The organism is Xenorhabdus sp. TS4 (genome assembly GCF_014467265.1).
GTDB classification, from domain to species: domain Bacteria; phylum Pseudomonadota; class Gammaproteobacteria; order Enterobacterales; family Enterobacteriaceae; genus Xenorhabdus; species Xenorhabdus ehlersii.
Map to the genome: position 1 here is coordinate 16,621 of NZ_NKHQ01000080.1, position 17,199 is coordinate 33,819.

General features: G+C 39.8%; 16 protein-coding genes and 4 pseudogenes. 14 read left to right on the top strand and 6 right to left on the bottom strand.

Going from position 1 to position 17,199, the window contains the following annotated elements:
* Positions 1-12 precede the first annotated feature (12 nt).
* A complete protein-coding gene (locus tag Xets_RS16600; protein ID WP_187652149.1) occupies positions 13-354 on the top strand; it encodes a DUF4156 domain-containing protein in 342 nt (113 codons plus the stop codon).
* A 169-nt stretch (positions 355-523) separates the two neighbouring features.
* Here the strand turns inward: Xets_RS16600 and epmB are convergent, their stop codons facing one another.
* Complete coding sequence (gene epmB / locus Xets_RS16605) at positions 524-1,552, bottom strand: EF-P beta-lysylation protein EpmB (RefSeq protein ID WP_187652150.1); 1,029 nt, start codon at positions 1,550-1,552, stop codon at positions 524-526.
* A gap of 40 nt (positions 1,553-1,592) precedes the next feature.
* Between epmB and efp the strand changes: the two genes are divergently transcribed.
* Together efp and sugE are read left to right on the top strand one after the other, a co-directional pair.
* Positions 1,593-2,159 (top strand): elongation factor P, encoded by a 567-nt coding sequence (efp, locus tag Xets_RS16610; RefSeq protein ID WP_099133149.1) that lies wholly within the window; start codon positions 1,593-1,595, stop codon positions 2,157-2,159.
* Positions 2,160-2,362: 203 nt separating this feature from the next.
* Positions 2,363-2,677 (top strand): quaternary ammonium compound efflux SMR transporter SugE, encoded by a 315-nt coding sequence (gene sugE, locus Xets_RS16615; RefSeq protein ID WP_099133150.1) that lies wholly within the window; start codon positions 2,363-2,365, stop codon positions 2,675-2,677.
* A 39-nt stretch (positions 2,678-2,716) separates the two neighbouring features.
* Here the strand turns inward: sugE and Xets_RS16620 are convergent, their stop codons facing one another.
* Positions 2,717-2,929, bottom strand: coding sequence for a helix-turn-helix transcriptional regulator (locus Xets_RS16620; protein ID WP_099133151.1), 213 nt, complete (start codon positions 2,927-2,929; stop codon positions 2,717-2,719).
* 218 nt (positions 2,930-3,147) lie between these two features.
* Here Xets_RS16620 and Xets_RS16625 point away from each other — a divergent pair, with 218 nt between their 5' ends.
* On the top strand, positions 3,148-3,318 hold the full coding sequence (locus Xets_RS16625; RefSeq protein ID WP_311062235.1) for a helix-turn-helix domain-containing protein: 171 nt from the start codon (positions 3,148-3,150) through the stop codon (positions 3,316-3,318).
* Positions 3,319-3,594: 276 nt separating this feature from the next.
* Entirely contained in the window at positions 3,595-4,383 is a 789-nt protein-coding gene (locus Xets_RS16630) for a sulfite exporter TauE/SafE family protein (RefSeq protein WP_099133250.1), read from the top strand.
* Between the two features lie 64 nt (positions 4,384-4,447).
* On the opposite strand, the gene Xets_RS16635 is transcribed toward Xets_RS16630, so the two are convergent.
* Complete coding sequence (locus Xets_RS16635) at positions 4,448-5,398, bottom strand: nucleoside hydrolase (protein ID WP_187652151.1); 951 nt, start codon at positions 5,396-5,398, stop codon at positions 4,448-4,450.
* Positions 5,399-5,839: 441 nt separating this feature from the next.
* On the opposite strand from Xets_RS16635, the gene Xets_RS16640 reads away from it, so the two are divergent.
* The 4 genes from Xets_RS16640 to phoA all read left to right on the top strand — a co-directional run bounded on the left by Xets_RS16640 (position 5,840) and on the right by phoA (position 10,740).
* Positions 5,840-7,141: an FAD-binding oxidoreductase gene (locus Xets_RS16640; protein ID WP_099133252.1), complete on the top strand. Its 1,302-nt coding sequence runs from the start codon at positions 5,840-5,842 to the stop codon at positions 7,139-7,141.
* Positions 7,142-7,188: 47 nt separating this feature from the next.
* Positions 7,189-7,569: a cupin domain-containing protein gene (locus Xets_RS16645; protein WP_099133154.1), complete on the top strand. Its 381-nt coding sequence runs from the start codon at positions 7,189-7,191 to the stop codon at positions 7,567-7,569.
* Positions 7,570-7,584: 15 nt separating this feature from the next.
* Complete coding sequence (locus Xets_RS16650; RefSeq protein WP_187652200.1) at positions 7,585-9,078, top strand: aldehyde dehydrogenase family protein; 1,494 nt, start codon at positions 7,585-7,587, stop codon at positions 9,076-9,078.
* A 225-nt stretch (positions 9,079-9,303) separates the two neighbouring features.
* Positions 9,304-10,740 (top strand): alkaline phosphatase, encoded by a 1,437-nt coding sequence (gene phoA, locus Xets_RS16655; protein ID WP_099133155.1) that lies wholly within the window; start codon positions 9,304-9,306, stop codon positions 10,738-10,740.
* 360 nt (positions 10,741-11,100) lie between these two features.
* Here the strand turns inward: phoA and Xets_RS28745 are convergent.
* Positions 11,101-11,298 (bottom strand): annotated as a pseudogene (locus tag Xets_RS28745) (ISAs1 family transposase); the annotation flags it as partial.
* A gap of 46 nt (positions 11,299-11,344) precedes the next feature.
* Positions 11,345-11,594, bottom strand: a pseudogene (locus Xets_RS16665) (hypothetical protein); the annotation flags it as partial.
* A gap of 250 nt (positions 11,595-11,844) precedes the next feature.
* Between Xets_RS16665 and Xets_RS16670 the strand changes: the two are divergent.
* The 4 genes and pseudogenes from Xets_RS16670 to Xets_RS16685 all read left to right on the top strand — a co-directional run.
* Positions 11,845-12,711, top strand: a pseudogene (locus tag Xets_RS16670) (peptidase domain-containing ABC transporter); the annotation flags it as partial.
* Positions 12,712-12,851: 140 nt separating this feature from the next.
* Positions 12,852-14,192 carry an HlyD family type I secretion periplasmic adaptor subunit gene (locus Xets_RS16675; protein ID WP_187652152.1) on the top strand — a complete coding sequence of 447 codons (1,341 nt, stop codon included), beginning with the start codon at positions 12,852-12,854 and terminating at the stop codon, positions 14,190-14,192.
* Between the two features lie 107 nt (positions 14,193-14,299).
* Complete coding sequence (locus Xets_RS16680) at positions 14,300-14,680, top strand: tetratricopeptide repeat protein (protein ID WP_187652153.1); 381 nt, start codon at positions 14,300-14,302, stop codon at positions 14,678-14,680.
* A gap of 18 nt (positions 14,681-14,698) precedes the next feature.
* On the top strand, positions 14,699-15,895 hold the full coding sequence (locus Xets_RS16685; protein WP_187652154.1) for a hypothetical protein: 1,197 nt from the start codon (positions 14,699-14,701) through the stop codon (positions 15,893-15,895).
* A 63-nt stretch (positions 15,896-15,958) separates the two neighbouring features.
* Here Xets_RS16685 and Xets_RS16690 read toward each other — a convergent pair.
* Positions 15,959-16,051 (bottom strand): annotated as a pseudogene (locus tag Xets_RS16690) (IS5/IS1182 family transposase); the annotation flags it as partial.
* Between the two features lie 89 nt (positions 16,052-16,140).
* On the opposite strand from Xets_RS16690, the gene Xets_RS16695 reads away from it, so the two are divergent.
* Positions 16,141-17,175, top strand: a complete 1,035-nt coding sequence (locus Xets_RS16695) for an IS110 family transposase (RefSeq protein ID WP_187652156.1) — start codon at positions 16,141-16,143, stop codon at positions 17,173-17,175.
* The last annotated feature ends 24 nt before the right edge of the window (positions 17,176-17,199 follow it).

Consider the following 17,199-nt stretch of genomic DNA (forward strand, 5'->3'; position numbering starts at 1 on the left):
ATGAGGGAAGTTATGCGAATTAAAATTTTGTTTGGTGCGTCAGTATTACTGTTGGCAGGGTGCACCACAACTCATCAATTAACCTCCGCTGGTGCTAATGTGCGTTTTGCGGATACCCAACCAGGAAGTGAATGCCAGCGGCTAGGTGAAGTGACTGGTACTCAAAGCAACTGGCTCAATGGCGTTAGTAATGAGAGCAGTTCTATGCGCAGTGCAGCCAATGACTTACGTAATAAAGCGGCTGAAATGGGCGGTAATGTTATTTATGGGATAAATAGTCCATCAGAGGGATTACTGGCAAGTTTTGTCCCCCTCGATAGCAAAATGGTTGGCCAGGTCTATAAGTGCCCTTAGGTATTAATAGATGGGGCTAGTGAGAAAGTGGTTTGGGCAATGCCAAGAAAGAATGTTTCGAAACAGCAAGATTTGCGTATACATTCAGTTTCTGTGCGCTGCCCATTTAGAAGAACTCAATAATGATGGAATTAACCTAATCAGTTATCGATTGGCATAGGAACTATCACTAGTTTTGTGCTAGCCCTAAATCCAGCGGGGTTTTGCTTGGTTCTCCACCAATTTCCCTGGTCAGACTCGGAACCAGATAACCGGATACTTTAGTCAATAATTCTCGCATGATAGTTTTTGCCTCGTCATCGTCCACGAGAAAATGTGCGGCACCTTGAACTTTATCCAGCACGTGAATGTAGTAAGGTAATATGCCTGCGTCAAAGAGTGCATTACTTAAATCAGCCAAAGTATCTGTATTATTATTGACATCACGTAACATCACACTTTGATTCAGCAGTGTCACTCCAGCTTGTTTTAGTCGCATCATACTTGTGCGGAACGCATCATCAATTTCATTTGCATGGTTGATATGGGTCACCATGATCACCTGCAAACGAGTTTGTTCTAAACGATTACACAGTGAAAGCGTGATTCGATCAGGGATCACAACCGGCAAACGCGTATGGATACGTAATCGCTTAATGTGTGGAATTGACTCAAGGCGGCTGATTAACCAATCCAGTTCATGATCCTTAGCCATTAGCGGATCACCACCAGAGAAGATAATCTCGTCAAGTTCAGGGTGTTGTTCAATATAATCCAGAGCAAGCAGCCAATTGTTTTTATTGCCTTTATTGTCTCCGTAAGGGAAATGACGACGAAAACAATAGCGACAATTAACCGCGCAGCCCCCTTTGACCAATAGCAAGGCTCGATTGTGATATTTATGCAATAGACCTGGAACAACACTGCGTTGTTCATCCAACGGATCGGTGGAGAAACCAGGGGATATTGTAAACTCTTCCCGTAAGGTCAGGACTTGTAATAGAAGAGGATCACGGGGATCGCCCTTTTTCATCCGTGTTACAAATGCTCTTGGCACACGCAGAGGAAATAAGCGCTTTGCTTCATTGCCTTCTTGCAGCTTCGTGTGTGTATTTAAGGATAATAGTTGCAACAACTCATTGGGATCAGTAATAACATCCGCGAGTTGTTGTAGCCAGACTTCTCTGACGGGGTGAATATGGTTTATAATGTGTGCCATTTTTTGGCTAAGCCATTTTGTTAAAAATTAGAGGATCTCCATGGCTACTTATAGTACCAATGAATTCCGTTCAGGTCTTAAAATCATGTTAGATGGCGAGCCGTGCGCTATTCTTGACAGTGAATTTGTTAAACCAGGTAAAGGACAGGCATTCGCCCGTGTTCGTATTCGTAAACTGATCTCTGGTAAACTGCTAGAAAAAACTTTTAAATCAACAGATTCTGTTGAAAGTGCAGATGTCATGGATGTCAACCTGACTTATTTGTACAACGACGGTGAATTCTGGCATTTCATGAACAACGAAACTTTCGAGCAGTTGGCTGCGGATGAGAAAGCCGTTGGTGACAATGCAAAATGGCTGATCGATCAGGCAGAATGTATTCTGACTCTGTGGGATGGCCGTCCTATCGCTGTAACTCCACCAAACTTTGTTGAACTGGAAATCGTTGATACTGATCCAGGTCTGAAAGGTGATACTGCGGGTACTGGCGGTAAACCTGCAACCTTGAGCACCGGTGCTGTCGTTAAAGTCCCTCTGTTTGTACAGATTGGCGAAGTGATCAAAGTTGACACTCGTTCTGGCGAATACGTTTCTCGCGTGAAATAATCGCGTTTGCTATTCTAAAAAAACCGCAGCCTCTTCGTCCAGAGGCTGTGTTTTTTTTGTTATAACTCCTTGGTTATTATCATTGCAAGCTATCAGATCGGATAGCTATAATCCAATTTCATTTCTTATCGTTATCCTGGACGACCTGGATCAACGTCATTTCATCGGGGACGGCCCCACTTGTCTCATATAAAGGGCAAAATATGTCTTGGTTGATCCTTCTTATTGCTGGTTTATTAGAAGTAGTGTGGGCGGTAGGCCTAAAATATACCCACGGTTTTTCACGCTTGGTGCCGAGTTTAATTACGATCAGCGCGATGGTGGTCAGTATGGGGTTACTGGCCTATGCCATGAAAAATCTACCGGCAGGAACTGCCTATGCAGTGTGGACAGGTATTGGCGCGGTAGGTACGGCGATTTTCGGCATCATGGTGCTAGGGGAATCTGCAAATTTCACTCGGATATTGAGCCTTGGCCTGATTGTGATTGGCATTATTGGCTTAAAGTTGGCGAGCTGATTACTTATAAATAAACCCAGCGTAGTGCTGGGCTTATGATTATTTCTTTTCATAACGCGAAGGCCATATTTCTTCTGGCGTGCGTCCCAGCGCTGTTGCAATAAGACGCTCGCCTTTTGGCCAGTGTCGTTGCAATGCATTGGCAAGAGTTGATGACGCCAGTCCTGCTGCTCGCGATACTTCTGACAGTGTTGTCCCGCGTTTTTTCAATTCAGCGATGATGTCAGCAGAATGCCAGTCTTTTTTTTCCATCCTTAAGCTCTCCAGTTATCAATCATCTTTTCAATTAAAAAGTGAGTGAGTATTCAGTAGACTATAAGTCACACATCATAGCATAACTCTAGCTGAAACGTGACTCATAGTCCGTGGTCGGATAAGTAACATGAATCGATACTTATCGGATGAAAAAATCGAACAACATCAGATCCCTTTTTGGTCAAAGAATTAGGTATCTCAGGAGAGAGGCTGGGATGTCACAGGAGGCTTTTGCCGATAAGTGTGGACTGGATCGCACTTATGTCAGTGGTATTGAACGTGGTGTCAGGAACCCTACCTTGGAAATTATTAATGTGATAGCAAATGGATTACAGATTGAACTCAGTGAATTGTTCGATTTTGGGACAATACACCCTCCCCATTAAAACCAATGATCAAGATAAAATACAGATCGTTAGAAATATAAATTTCAGCAACTAATCCCCTATATTTTCATCTTCTTTACTTTCAATTGCAAAGTTGCAGCCAATAAAGCTGCGACTTGAAAGAATCGTGTTTCCTTGTCGTTTGGCCTTAGTACCAAACTGAGAGATATATTCTATTTTTGAATATGATATTTATTTTTGTCATATTATAAGCAATGCTTGCTGAAACTTGGTAAGAAAATGATCTTTGATTAGATATCAGCTGGGAACAAAATGATGTTAGTGATCCCTGAACTTGCGATTGGGGCGATTGTTGGTTTGATTATCAGTACTACCGGTGTTGGTGGTGGAGTGATAGTTTTGCCGATCCTGACCTATTTTTTTGGATTAGATGCACTAGCTTCTGTCGCGACGGCTAATTTTCTTTCAATGTTGATGAAAATATCATCTTCTTATATACACTTTCGCATGGGAAATATTCCCTTACGCCAATCTTTGATTATTCTGCTGATTATGATACCCGGTACGGTATTCGCCAGTTATGGCGTCACTATGCTGAGTCATTTAAGCCATAATCGAGTACAATTTGAATGGGGAATTAATTTACTGGTTTTATTGGCTATCTTGTTTTCCCTTTATCTTTTTTACTGCCGAATACGTCAGCCACAGTTACACATGAACCAAACGCAACCACAATTACAATCTGAGTTGATTAAGCCTTTTTTGCTGCCTGGTACGGGGGCTGGGTTGGTGCTTGGGGCGACAGGAGTTGGTGGTGGCATAGTGGTATTGCCACTATTATTACGCTATGGGCAAATGAGTATTAAACAAGCGGTTGGTGTTTCCCTTTTTATCACGATGATGTTATCCGGCTCATCTGCTTTTGCTTATGCCTATGGAGGGCATACGGATTGGAAACTGGCGTTGGTACTGTTTATTGGTTCTTTGCTGGCTATCCCTTTTGCCAGGTATTTGATAAAGCATTTGTCTGACAAAGCACTACAATATGCCACATTATTCCTGATCTTATGTAGTGCTGTGTTGATGGGTATCCGGTTAGTTTGATAGAAATTCTTTGACTATTGAGGCAGAGAGATAACCTCAATAGTCAAAGAATAAATTAATAATATCAGTAAGTTGTTTCACCAATGTTTTTCAGAGCATCAATCACTAATTGCCAGAATTTGGCATGATCCAATTTGACAGCAACTTGCGTATGGCAATCTTCAGGTGGTGGAAAACGGAAATCTGCAACTGTCATTCCTGTTGTTAAAGTTCCCATCAGTTCAATATTAACGGGGACTTTTTGGGTCGTCATAACATCAGGATTGATCACATAGGCTACAGCACAGGGATCATGCACAGGAGGATAGCCAAATCCTTGATGTTCACGATACCTGTCACCATAAAATTTCAGTGCATCCAAAACGAACTGGGCGGAACGTGTTTTAATCTGGGCAATTGCTTCGATAATTTCAGGTGTTGCTTGCGCTTGGTGAGTGAGATCTAAACCAACCATCGTCAGCGGCCATTTTTCATTAAAAACAATGTGAGCGGCTTCTGGATCGATCACGATATTGAATTCTGCAACTGCACTTCTGTTTCCTTTATGATAACCACCTCCCATTAATACAACTTCTTTTACACGCTCAACAAGTTGCGGTGCTTTGCGTGCAGCCATAGCGATATTCGTCAAACCCGCAGTTGGCACCAAAGTCACACTTTTGGGCGGATTTTCCATAATCACATCAATAATGAGATCAACTGCGTGGCGCGCATCTAGTTTCATGTTAGGTTCAGGAAGAATAGGGCCATCCAGACCCGTTTCCCCATGAATGTCTGGAGCTGTATTGATCTCCCGAACAAGTGGACGGTGGCAACCTGCTGCGAAAGGAACGTTATGAATATTAGCGATGCGTGCAACGCAAAGAGCATTGCGGGTGACTTTATTCAGGGTTTGATTACCAACAACTGTCGTTACAGCCAATAATTCAATATTGGGGTTCCCGTGGGCAAGCAGGAGAGCAATGGCATCATCATGCCCGGGATCGCAGTCAAGGATAATTTTCTTGGGTAGCATACTTATTCCTTTCCAGTAATTATGAACTTAATTTCTCAAGTTGCTGTTTTGTCGGCTACAACTCGAAACCTATTAAGTACATATGTAAATATTTATGTTCAGGATAATTTACTAACAGAAAAAATTCCTTCCAACTCCATCACAAAATGAAAATGTAAAAATTACAATTTGTTAATAAACATTTTAATAATTGTGATTTGATTAACATGAAAACAACAAATGGTTTGAGCATTTCAAGTACATATGATTCATATATATATCAGACATGAAATGCATGGATGTCTGTTTTTATTAATTTATTAACTTATTAATATTTTGTTCTTTATTGTTTTGTTAATACACATGAACAACTAATGTTCAAAAAATGTGATAAGCACCCCTGATAAAAGGAGTAGCAAGGCAACACCATCAGGGGATAAGCAGATGCTCATGGGGTATAACATGAATAATAAACTTGATTCATTAACATATTATACGACGACGAAAAAATATGATCTTCGTTTTCCAATGCTGACAGAAGATTTGGATGTTGATGTAGTTATCATTGGCGGAGGCTTTTCCGGTATCAATACGGCATTAGAGCTGGCAGAAAAAGGCATCACCAATATTGCTATTTTGGAAGGCCGAACGTTGGGATATGGCGGTACAGGCCGTAATGGTGGACAGGTGATGACGGGTATTGGTCATGATTTGGATAAGATCAAACGCCATGTGGGTAAAAAAGGCCTGGAAACTATATTTAAAATCAGCAACTTGGGGGCGGGAATTATTCGTGATCGAATTGCCAAATATGATATTCAGGCTGACTTTTGCCAAGGTTATGCCTATCTTGGCTGGAATTCGCGACATGATAAAACCCTGCATAGTTGGTTACAGGAATTTCGTTCGGCTTCCCCTGATGAAGAAATTGAGCTTTATACTGGTGCAGATGTTAAAAAAGTCATTGGCTCAGACCGTTATACCAGTGCATTAAAACATATGGGGGGCGGGCATGTGCACTCACTCAACTTGCTGCTAGGAGAAGCCAAAGCTGTCACTGAATATGGCGTCAAAATCTTCGAAAACAGTCAGGTTGTGAGCGTAGAGTATGGTCCCAGGGTTATAGTACGTACAGTAACGGGATCAGTTCGTGCCAGTAAGATGCTGTGGGCATGTAATGCCTTTTTGGATGGGCTCGAACCGACTATTTATAGAAAGACGATCAATACTTATGCTTTTCAATTGATGACAGAAGAATTGTCGGACGATTTGATTGAAAAGATCAGCCCAATTCGTGGGGCATACAGTGATATTAGTCCGGTCATTGATTACTACCGTGTTACCAAAGAAAATCGCCTGTTATATGGCAGCGCGACACACTTTCTTGAATATATACCTTCCGATTTAAAAGCATGGAACCGCAATCTCATGCTCAAGACTTTCCCTTACTTGAAAGATGTGGAGATAGAACTGGCATGGGGCGGGCCATTATGTTGCAGCGCTAACCTGTTTCCGCAAATGGGTTCTCTGCCTAATCATAAAAATGTGTTCTATGTTCAAGGCTATTCGGGTTTTGGTGTAACGCCGAGCCACATCATCTGCAAAATTCTGGCTGAGGGAATGAGCGAAGGCTCAGAGCGTTATTCGCTACTCAGTTCGATTCCACACCTTGATATTATCGGGAAAGACAAACTGAGAAATGTATTGCTCTCTGTCGGTAAGACCTGGCACCAGGCTTCAGGTTACTGGAAAGGGCGTCGTTAGTTTTTCTTTTTACATTTTTGGAACGGTCACAGTTAAAGGTAAAAGTCATGATAAAGCCATTATTGTTAGATAAAGCTCTTCCTGAATTAATGCCAATTGGCAGTGTCACTCATCTTGGTTCTGTTGTGGTGGAAGGTGATCCGCAGGCAAGTGTAGCCATGATCTACGGGGAACCATCGGATAATCTGACATGTGGTATTTTTGCCTGTACCAAGGGCAAATTTAAAATGACCTATCCCTTTGATGAGATGGCAACGGTGCATGAGGGTTCAGTGAAATTGACCGATGTCAAAACAGGGGTGATGGTTGAATATCATAAAGGTGATTCGTGGTTTGCGGCAAAAGGAAGTGAAATATTGTGGGAAATCACCAGCGAGCGTTTTGTCAAACATTATATGGCTTGTATAAATGGGGAATTGTCTGACTAGACAGGGGAAAAGATGATGAGTGAAGTTAATTTGCTGGAGTCCGTTACAACTTTTTTGCAGCGCTCTCATGGTCATTATATTAATGGAGTCTCTGTTCTTGGTCAGGAAAATGAAGCTTTTTCTGTTATTAACCCTGCTTCTGGTGAAGTGATAGCTACGGTTAATCAAGGAGGAGAGCACGAAGTTAATCAGGCAATGCAGGCAGCATCAGATGCTTTTCACGGCGCATGGGCACAGATTTCTCCTATGGAACGGGGGAATTGCCTGAATCGGTTGGCTGATCTATTACAAAAAAATAGTGAGGAGTTGGCACAACTGGAAAGTTTATGCTCTGGTAAACCGATTCAATTATCCCGTATGTTGGATGTGGGAGCATCAGCCGATTATTTACGCTATTTTGCCGGATGGTCGACCAAAATCACGGGTGAAACACTGAATGTTTCATTGCCATCGCTTAAAGGGGAAAAATATTCCGCGTTCACGCGCCGTGAGCCTATCGGTGTCGTAGTTGGCATTATTCCGTGGAATTTTTCCATCATGATTGCGATCTGGAAATTGGGGGCGGCATTGGCCTGTGGTTGTACGATTGTGCTTAAACCCAGTGAATATACCCCCTTAACCATACTTCGTGTGGCGGAACTGGCAAAAGAAACGGGAATTCCAGATGGTGTGATCAATATTGTCAATGGTTCAGGTGCTCGCGTGGGTACTTCTCTCATTAATCATCCTCAATGTGCCAAAGTCACTTTTACAGGCTCTGTTCCAACAGGAATGAACGTGGGAAAATTGGCCTTGGAGCAGGGATTAAAGCGCACAACGCTGGAACTTGGCGGCAAAAACGCGGCGGCTTTTCTGTCTGATATGACAATTGAAAAGATCGTTGATGGCATACTGGAAGCGGGATATGTGTATCAAGGGCAAATTTGTGCAGCCGCGGAGCGTTTTTATATTCCATCCGTTCATATGGATGCGGTTTTGGTATTACTTTCTGAACGTTTATCTGCAATGAAAATTGGTTCCCCCCTTGATGAATCGACGGAAATGGGGCCTTTGGCAAATAAAGAACATTACGAAAAAATTCTGTCTATGTTTGAGACGGCGCGTCAGGAAGGCAATGAAATTGTCCACGGAGGCTATGCTTTGGAGGGGCCGGGATTTTTTGTCGCACCAACAGTGATTAAAGCCAATAGTGTTGAAGACACATTAATGAACGAGGAGACATTCGGGCCGATTGGCACTTTCCTCAGTTATGATGATGAGGAAGAGCTAATTACTATGATGAATGCAACGCCATTTGGTCTGTCAGCCAGCCTATGGACGAATGATATGAGCAAGGCGATGCGTATGATCCCTGATATTAAAGCGGGAATACTGTGGATTAATATGCATACGTTCCTGGATCCTGCGGTTCCATTTGGTGGGATTAAATCTTCAGGGATTGGTCGTGAGTTTGGCAGTGCATTCATTGAGCATTATACGGAGCTGAAATCGGTCATGATGCGTTATTGATGGATGCGTTAAGTCACCAATGGAATAGGGAATTATATTGGTAGAGCGCTGTTTGGCCTTTGTCTGCTGAGGCGCTCATTTTTTTCTTCTTGCCTTGCAGAAAAAATCGTTGTCACAAGAATGTCGCCATAGGTTCAAATAATTGTCATGTGACATATCTATTATCCGGGCAATTCAACATGATGATTTTTTTTATCCTATTCATCCGATTGCAAGGAAAATCCTATGTCGCGTAATCATGAAAAAAACCTGCTTGCTATGGTAGTTGCTGCATTGATGTCAGGGGTTACAGTGCCTGTATGGGCTGTCAGCGATTCAAATCACATTATGGCGCAACAGCGTGCAGCCCAAGGCAATATTACCGAATTTGGTGGTGCCCGCCGTCTTACCCAAGATCAAACTGAAGCGCTTAAGGCTGAATTAAGCAATAACAAAGCTAAAAATGTGATCCTGTTTATCGGTGATGGTATGGGGGATTCTGAAATAACCATTGCCCGTAATTATGCCGAAGGTGCAGGTGGATTCTTTAAAGGGATAGATGCCTTGCCATTCACGGGGCAATATACACACTACTCATTAGACAAGAAGACGAAGAAACCTAACTATGTTACAGATTCAGCGGCTTCTGCCACGGCCTGGGCAACAGGAGTAAAAACTTATAATGGGGCGTTGGGAATCGATGTCTTTGGCAACCCTCATCAATCTCTTTTGGAGCTGGCTAAAAAGAACGGTAAGGCAACGGGAAATATCACCACGGCCGAAATTCAGGATGCAACACCAGCGGCTTTATACGCCCATATTACGCATCGTAACTGCTACGGCCCTAAAGAAACTTCAAAGTATTGCGCCACAGATGCCCTGGAAAATGGAGGTAAAGGCTCTATTACTGAACAATTGCTGACCGCACGTGCGGATGTCACCTTGGGAGGTGGTGCAAAATCGTTTACCCAGCAATCGAGATCCGGCGCCAATAAAGGGAAGACATTGCAACAACAGGCATTGGAGCAGGGATACCAATGGGTAACGGATGCGAAGTCTTTGGCAGCCGTCAAAGACGCCAATCAACAACAACCCTTGTTGGGTTTATTCCATGATGGAAATATGGATGTCGCCTGGGAAGGGCCAAAAGCAGTTTACCACGGTAATATCAATGAAAAGCCAGTGAAATGTGCAGTGAATGCTAAATTAGATCCTAACGCACCTACATTGGAGCAAATGACAGAAAAGGCGATTGATTTACTGAAAAAGAATAAAAATGGCTTTTTCCTGCAAGTGGAAAGCGCTTCGATTGATAAACAGGATCATAATGCCAACCCTTGTGCACAAATTGGTGAAACAGTAGCTTTGGATAAGGCCGTACAAGCTGGCCTTAAGTTTGCCAAAGAACATGGTGATACTCTGGTGATTGTGACTGCCGATCATGCGCATGCTAGCCAAATCATTGAGCCTGATGTCAAATCCCCTGGCTTGACTCGATCGCTGATTACAAAAGATGGCGCAGTCATGACCGTAAACTATGGTAATTCGGAAGGAGATAGACAGGAACATACCGGTACACAGCTACGTGTTGCCGCTTATGGAGCACATGCTGCCAATGTTGTCGGTTTGACTGATCAGACCGATCTGTTCTTTACCATACGTGACGCAATGGCGTTAAAATAATCATATCTTGCTTATAATCCCTGTCATTTACTTTCAACTTGTGATTAATTCGCTACCATATATGGTATTGAGAATCATTATTGTTATAGTGGGTGGCTACTATGTTTAGCGAAAAGTGGAATTTAAAGCTGTTTTTTTGCCAAAGCATGATGGGATAAGGTATGACGGGATTCTGGGGATTACTGTTATTCAGCTTGATCGCATCGGTAGTGGTTGTGTCAGTGCTGGAAATAGTCTGTGCAGGTGTAGTGGTCAAGGAATTCCGGACACATTTTTAGCCTCTTCCCTCTGTTTTTCATATTCAGCCGGTGAAATTCCTCCATTAAGACTATGTGGGTGGGTGATTGTAATAACCTCCCAAATATTGAGTGATATCCCGTATAGCATCATGGATATCACGATATTTTCCACTGCATTTTCTCGATAAATCTGACCATCATCCTCGTGAAAAGTCGCATCTAATACCCAATGGAGATTATTCTCAATACGCCAATAGTTGCGTACTGCCTGTGCGAAGTTTTCTTCTGTCAATGTGGCTGAGCTAATGTAATAGCGATACCTGTTCCAGTGGCAAACTTACAGATACCCGTTCTTTCAGGCTCTATTCTGAACGTGGATAAGGGTAATCGGCACGAAAGTAGATAACTGAATCACTGGCATTGAGTTCATGCAAAAGCGTGGGAATATCACTTTGGGCACTGCTTGGCGCATTCTGTTAAGTTGGCCGAAACCAAGCCAGCTTAACTCTTTTTCAGGCGAAACACGGATGTCCGCAAGAAACGGTCATTGAACCCCATCGGTTTCAGCAGGAGACTCAGGCTGCTAAGCTTGATTTCACCTCCACGGTGGCTGAGGGTTTTCAATGCTTAATAAAAGAAATAATTCAATTGAAAGTGATTATAATTTGTGTTTATATTATCATTAATAGTATTAATCATTATGGATTTTTTTAAGTGTCAGACAATTTACTTACTGGATTAGTACTTATTGCGGGATACCATGGTGTAAATTTAGATAGTCAGATGATAAAACAGAGGTTTTGTGATAAAAATGGCAACGTTGGCGTGACTCAGTGTTTGCTGGCTGCTAAAAAAAAAGCTATCACAAGTTGCAGCACCTATTATTAGATTAGCTCAATTGTGGCAAGATTTTCAGCAAGTAAGTATATCAGTTGCTAGATTGGGTGATATATTAAATTCTCCAATAGAGCACTCAAAAAATAGCTTAACGTTATCGAATCTACAAGGAAAAATCACTTTTGATAAGGTTAATTTTCGTTATAGTCCTAATGGTAAATGGAATATTGATAATATTTCATTAAATATTAGACCTGGTGAAATCATTGGTATTGTTGGAGAATCAGGTTCAGGTAAAAGTACAATAACAAAATTACTTCAACGTTTTTATACTCCAGAAACGGGAAATATTACTATTGATGATTTAGATCTTTCTTTAGTTGATCCAATCTGGTTACGCCAAAATGTAGGTGTTGTTCAACAAGAAAACGTTTTACTAAATCGGACAATAAAAGAAAACGTATCACTAACAAAACCATCAGCATCTTTAGAACAAATTATATTAGCATGCAAACAAGCTGGAGCGCATGATTTTATTATGCAATTATCAGAAGGATATAATACACAATTAGGAGAAAATGGTGTTGGATTATCGGGAGGCCAAAGACAAAGAATAGCCATCGCAAGAATATTACTAAATAACCCCAAAATACTTATTCTAGATGAAGCTACAAGTGCACTCGATTATGAGTCAGAAAAAATTATTATGAATAATATGCCTCTCATATGCCAGAATAAGACTGTGATTATAATTGCACATAGATTATCTACAGTAAGAATAGCGAACCGGATAATAGTAATGGATAAAGGCAGAGTCATTGAAGAGGGCACGCACGATAATTTAATGGCAATTGAAAATGGCGCTTATCGCAAAATGATTGAGTGTGTAAGATAATGAATATACTTACTAATATTCATATTCGGCTTAAAGGAGTAATATATTTTCTTCAGTATTATAAGTCGACTTTTTTTAAGGTTTAGCACATTCGCCATAAACTATCCTCAACCAAATATATTAAAGATGAAAGAGCATTTTTGCCTGATTATTTACAATTAATAGAAAATCCACCTTCGCCGACAGTAAGGTGGACCTCTTGCTCTATTGTCATCTTTTCATTATTAATCATTATATGGTCATTTATAGGTAAAATTGATATTCATGTTATTTCACAAGGTAAGATCATAAGTAATGGTAGAAGTAAGATTATTCAGCCTTTAGAAACCGGAAGAATAAAGGCTATATACGTTAATGAAGGGCAAATAGTAAATAAAGGCGACAAATTAACTAATATAGAAGTTATTGGCGCTGAAGAGATATATTTGCAAAATGAATCAGACTTAATTTCATCTTTTATTAACTATCAGATTGGTCATTCGGTAATAATAGCAATGTCTTCAACTTCATTTAATTTTGAATGGTTAAATGAGTTACCTCACAATGGAAAAAAGTATATAATATCTGATATGAAAACCACTTACATTAAACAAAATCATGAGGGAGAGAAAATAGCTCTATCGATATATCAGTCATGGATAAATAAAATAAGAAAATTAACAGAAAGGAAAAAACAAATAGAATCAGAGATGTTGGCTACAAAAGAAGAGATAAAGTCATTGTCTTTTTCTATTAGTTTGGAATCTAATAAATTAAATGACTACCAAAAATTGAATAGTAAAAATTATTTATCACATCATGAATTAATTAACCTGAAAGATAAAATATCAAAATTAAATCATCAATGTGAAATTACAAAAAGCAAATACAATGAGCTTTCTTATAAAAACAATGAGATAGATAATGAAATGGAAATAAATACCCAAGAGGTATTAAGAAATGCTATTGAAATGAAAAGAAATGCCGATAATGAAATAAAGAAATTAATTATAGAAATGATAAAAAACAAAAAAAGATATCAGACAACAACCTTAACTAGTCCTGTTGATGGTAGAGTACAACAACTATCAGTTAATACGATTAATGGCGTGGTTACGACCGCCACACCTTTAATGGTTATTGTACCGAATGATTCACCATATGAAATAGAAATAATGATAGAAAATAAAGATATTGGATTTATTAGAGAAAATCAATCTGTCATTGTAAAAATAGATTCATTTCCTTATACAAGATATGGTTATTTAACGGGTAAAATAAAAAGTATCAGTTATGATTCAGTAAAAGATGATGATAAGGGATATGTATTCCCTGCAATAGTAAATCTTGTAAATAATAAAATAATTATCAATGGTGAGTCTGTAAATTTAAAAGCTGGAATGACTGTAACTTCAGAAATAAAAACAGGGGAAAGAAAGGTTATTGATTATGTAATTAGTCCATTACAAACAAAGATAGATGAAAGTTTTTGGGAAAGATAAGTTAATAATTCTAAAAAGAGGTAATGATGAATAATTTTTTTAAATCATTAATAATACCATTGTCAGTGTTAATGGGGGGATGTTCCCATAACAATGGGATGCCAAAAATGAATGATGGGGATTTATTAAAAGAAGCTAATGATCTTTATTGGAATAAAAAGGAATACAACAAAGCTTTCGACTATTACTTATATTTGTCTAACAAAGATGATATGGTTGCCATGAATAATTTAGGTTTCATGTATGAACGAGGGGAAGGGGTAAGACAAGACTATCAAAAGGCTTTTGAATATTATAGTAAAGCAGCAAAAAAAGATCATTCTAGTGCTATAAGTAATTTGGCTGGGTTATATTTGAATGGACTAGGAGTAAAAAAAGATAAAGAAAAGGCCATTAATTTGCTAGAAAAGGCTGCAAAACTAGGAAATAAACAAGCAGCTGACGATTTATATTGGTTAACACACCCAGAATCAAAAGAAAATTATTAATATCTAAGGAAATATATTATGGAGAATATACTCAAAATACCAAATGAACATGGAGCCTATACTTTTCAACATGAAGTCACTGTGCATGTTGCTAAACCTGGAACTAAAATTAAAAATTCTAATGGTTCATATGATACTTCAAAAACGGGTCATGTTTGGCTTAGCATTGAAATGCCTGGCTCTACGAGGACTTTTAAAACTGATGCTGGGTGGTCAACAGGTGACTCAATGAAAGTTGGCGGTTATGATAATGTTAACCTAAATGATAGTGAAATGTATGATAAAAGTACAGTAAAAAGTGTCACCATTAATATGGATTACTCAAACGTAGAAAAATTGGCAGAATTTGTTAATAAAGCTCCATTAGGATTAATAAAGGGTTTTTCCAGTAATTATAATCTTTTAACTAATAATTGTATTCACTTTGTAAGACCCGCTCTTAATTATGCGGATTCTAATGCAGGTAATAAAGTACTTCCATACTTCACACCAAATCAAAATTATGGAAGTCTAGAGTCAATGATAAATAATAATATTAATCTTCCTTCTCCATTAGTTATCGATTTAAATAATGATGGAGTTAAAACCATTGCAGAAGGAAGTGTGTTTTTTGATCTTGATAATAATAACTCTAAAGAATCAGTTGGATGGATAGATAAAAATGATGGCTTCATCGTGTATGATAAAAATAATGATGGGAAAATTGATTCAGGTTCTTTTCTTTTTGGAAATCATACTGAAATTAATGGATTAAGTAATTTTAAAAATGGCTTTCATGCTTTATCACAATTAGATTCAAATAACGATTTGATTATATCAAAGGATGATAATGATTGGAATAACTTAAAGGTTTGGCAAGATAAAAATACTAATGGAATTGTGGATAATGATGAATTAAATACATTATCTGATATTGGAATTAAAGAGATTGATTTGAATTACAAAGAAAAACCTTTTATAGATGATAATAAAAACTTACATAAGGAGATTTCACAAGTAACTTGGGATAATGGAGATAAAACTGATATCGTAGATGTTTGGTTTTTAACTCATCCTAAAGTTACGAAAGAAAATTCTAATCCAGTTATTCAGCAGGAAATTCATAAAATTGTTAATTCAATGGTTGAGTTTAATGGGGAAATATCAAGTTTTTCTGAAAATCAAATTTTATCTAGACAAAACACAATGTCTGAAATATTAACTATTCCTAACTAATTTCTTTAATTAACATTCTCGCTTTATGGGTTATATTGCGGGAATGTTTTTAGTTTGTGTCCCTTAATTATATAATTTCCGGCAACAGAGTCGAATACAGACTAATTTCACCATGGACAGGTAGTTTCGCGCTGTCTTTTCGTAACGTGTTACGATACTCTGTAGTGATGTGATGGACGTCCCCTTTTTCAGCAGTAAATAGTGCCATCTTTTTTCCGATGCACTGAATTTCGGGAGAACATCTCATGAATGCGATTAAAGTCATTGGCATTGACCTCGCCAAAAACGTTTTTCAAGTCTGTGTCTGGATGGAGGACGGTTCTGTCGCCTCGAACCGAAAAATTTCACGGCAAAAATTGCTTGATACTGTGCGCACTTTTTCGCCAGGAACCCTCATTGCTATGGAGGCCTGTGCAACTTCTCACTATTGGGGCAGAACCCTTCAGGCGATGGGATTTATCATCAGGCTTGTGCCGACCCAGCATGTTAAAGCTTTCAGCCATCATCAAAAAAATGATGCCAATGATGCACTGGCTATCTGCGAAACGGCCTGCCGACCCGGTATCCATTTTGTTCCGGTCAAGACGGTGGAACAGCAAGATATCAAGGCACTGCGCAGTGCCCGACAACTCATGGTGGAACAACGTACCGCACTCACCAACCAGATTCGGGCTTTCCTCGCTGAGGAGGGGGTGATCGTTCCTGCTGGTATTCAGAAACTGCAACAGTACCTGCCTGAGATTCTAGAAGAGGAGAGCCATGAGCTGTCCTCTGTACTACGACGTTTGCTTCATACTTTGGGGGAAGACCTACGGAATCTGAACATTCGCATTCATGAAATGGATAATGAAATAGCGGCACTTTCTCGTCAGCAAAGTGGTTATCACCATCTGCTCACGATCCCCGGCGTCGGTCCTCTTATTGCAGCCGCCTTCGTGAGTGAAGTCAGTGCGCCCCAATTTGCCAATGGCCGGCAACTTTCTGCCTGGTGTGGCCTGGTTCCCCGACAACACAGTTCAGGTGGAAAAAACCGGCTGTCTTCCCTGAGCAAAAATGGAAACCGTCATCTCCGAACGTTAATTATCCACGGTGCTCGTGCCGTGATGCGCTGTGTCCAAAATCGTGATGATGGTCTGGGAGAATGGTTGAGAAAACTGATTGCCCGATGTGGGTTTATGAAAGCCACGATCGCTTTAGCCAACAAACTGACCCGGATTATCTGGCGTGTTCTGCGGGATGAAGTGGATTTTAATATGCAAAAAGCTTTTACTATTAATTAATTGAGCAACAAAAATAGACGCATT

Excerpts from the sequence above, each read along its gene's own strand:
- Xets_RS16695 (WP_187652156.1), top strand. The coding sequence starts at position 16,141 with ATGAATGCGATTAAAGTCATTGGCATTGACCTCGCCAAAAACGTTTTT.
- Xets_RS16645 (WP_099133154.1), top strand. The coding sequence starts at position 7,189 with ATGATAAAGCCATTATTGTTAGATAAAGCTCTTCCTGAATTAATGCCA.
- sugE (WP_099133150.1), top strand. The coding sequence starts at position 2,363 with ATGTCTTGGTTGATCCTTCTTATTGCTGGTTTATTAGAAGTAGTGTGG.
- Xets_RS16685 (WP_187652154.1), top strand. The coding sequence starts at position 14,699 with ATGGAGAATATACTCAAAATACCAAATGAACATGGAGCCTATACTTTT.
- Xets_RS16620 (WP_099133151.1), bottom strand. The coding sequence starts at position 2,929 with ATGGAAAAAAAAGACTGGCATTCTGCTGACATCATCGCTGAATTGAAA.
- Xets_RS16600 (WP_187652149.1), top strand. The coding sequence starts at position 13 with ATGCGAATTAAAATTTTGTTTGGTGCGTCAGTATTACTGTTGGCAGGG.
- Xets_RS16640 (WP_099133252.1), top strand. The coding sequence starts at position 5,840 with ATGAATAATAAACTTGATTCATTAACATATTATACGACGACGAAAAAA.
- Xets_RS16625 (WP_311062235.1), top strand. The coding sequence starts at position 3,148 with ATGTCACAGGAGGCTTTTGCCGATAAGTGTGGACTGGATCGCACTTAT.
- Xets_RS16650 (WP_187652200.1), top strand. The coding sequence starts at position 7,585 with ATGAGTGAAGTTAATTTGCTGGAGTCCGTTACAACTTTTTTGCAGCGC.
- Xets_RS16680 (WP_187652153.1), top strand. The coding sequence starts at position 14,300 with ATGAATGATGGGGATTTATTAAAAGAAGCTAATGATCTTTATTGGAAT.
- epmB (WP_187652150.1), bottom strand. The coding sequence starts at position 1,552 with ATGGCACACATTATAAACCATATTCACCCCGTCAGAGAAGTCTGGCTA.
- phoA (WP_099133155.1), top strand. The coding sequence starts at position 9,304 with ATGTCGCGTAATCATGAAAAAAACCTGCTTGCTATGGTAGTTGCTGCA.
- efp (WP_099133149.1), top strand. The coding sequence starts at position 1,593 with ATGGCTACTTATAGTACCAATGAATTCCGTTCAGGTCTTAAAATCATG.
- Xets_RS16630 (WP_099133250.1), top strand. The coding sequence starts at position 3,595 with ATGTTAGTGATCCCTGAACTTGCGATTGGGGCGATTGTTGGTTTGATT.
- Xets_RS16635 (WP_187652151.1), bottom strand. The coding sequence starts at position 5,398 with ATGCTACCCAAGAAAATTATCCTTGACTGCGATCCCGGGCATGATGAT.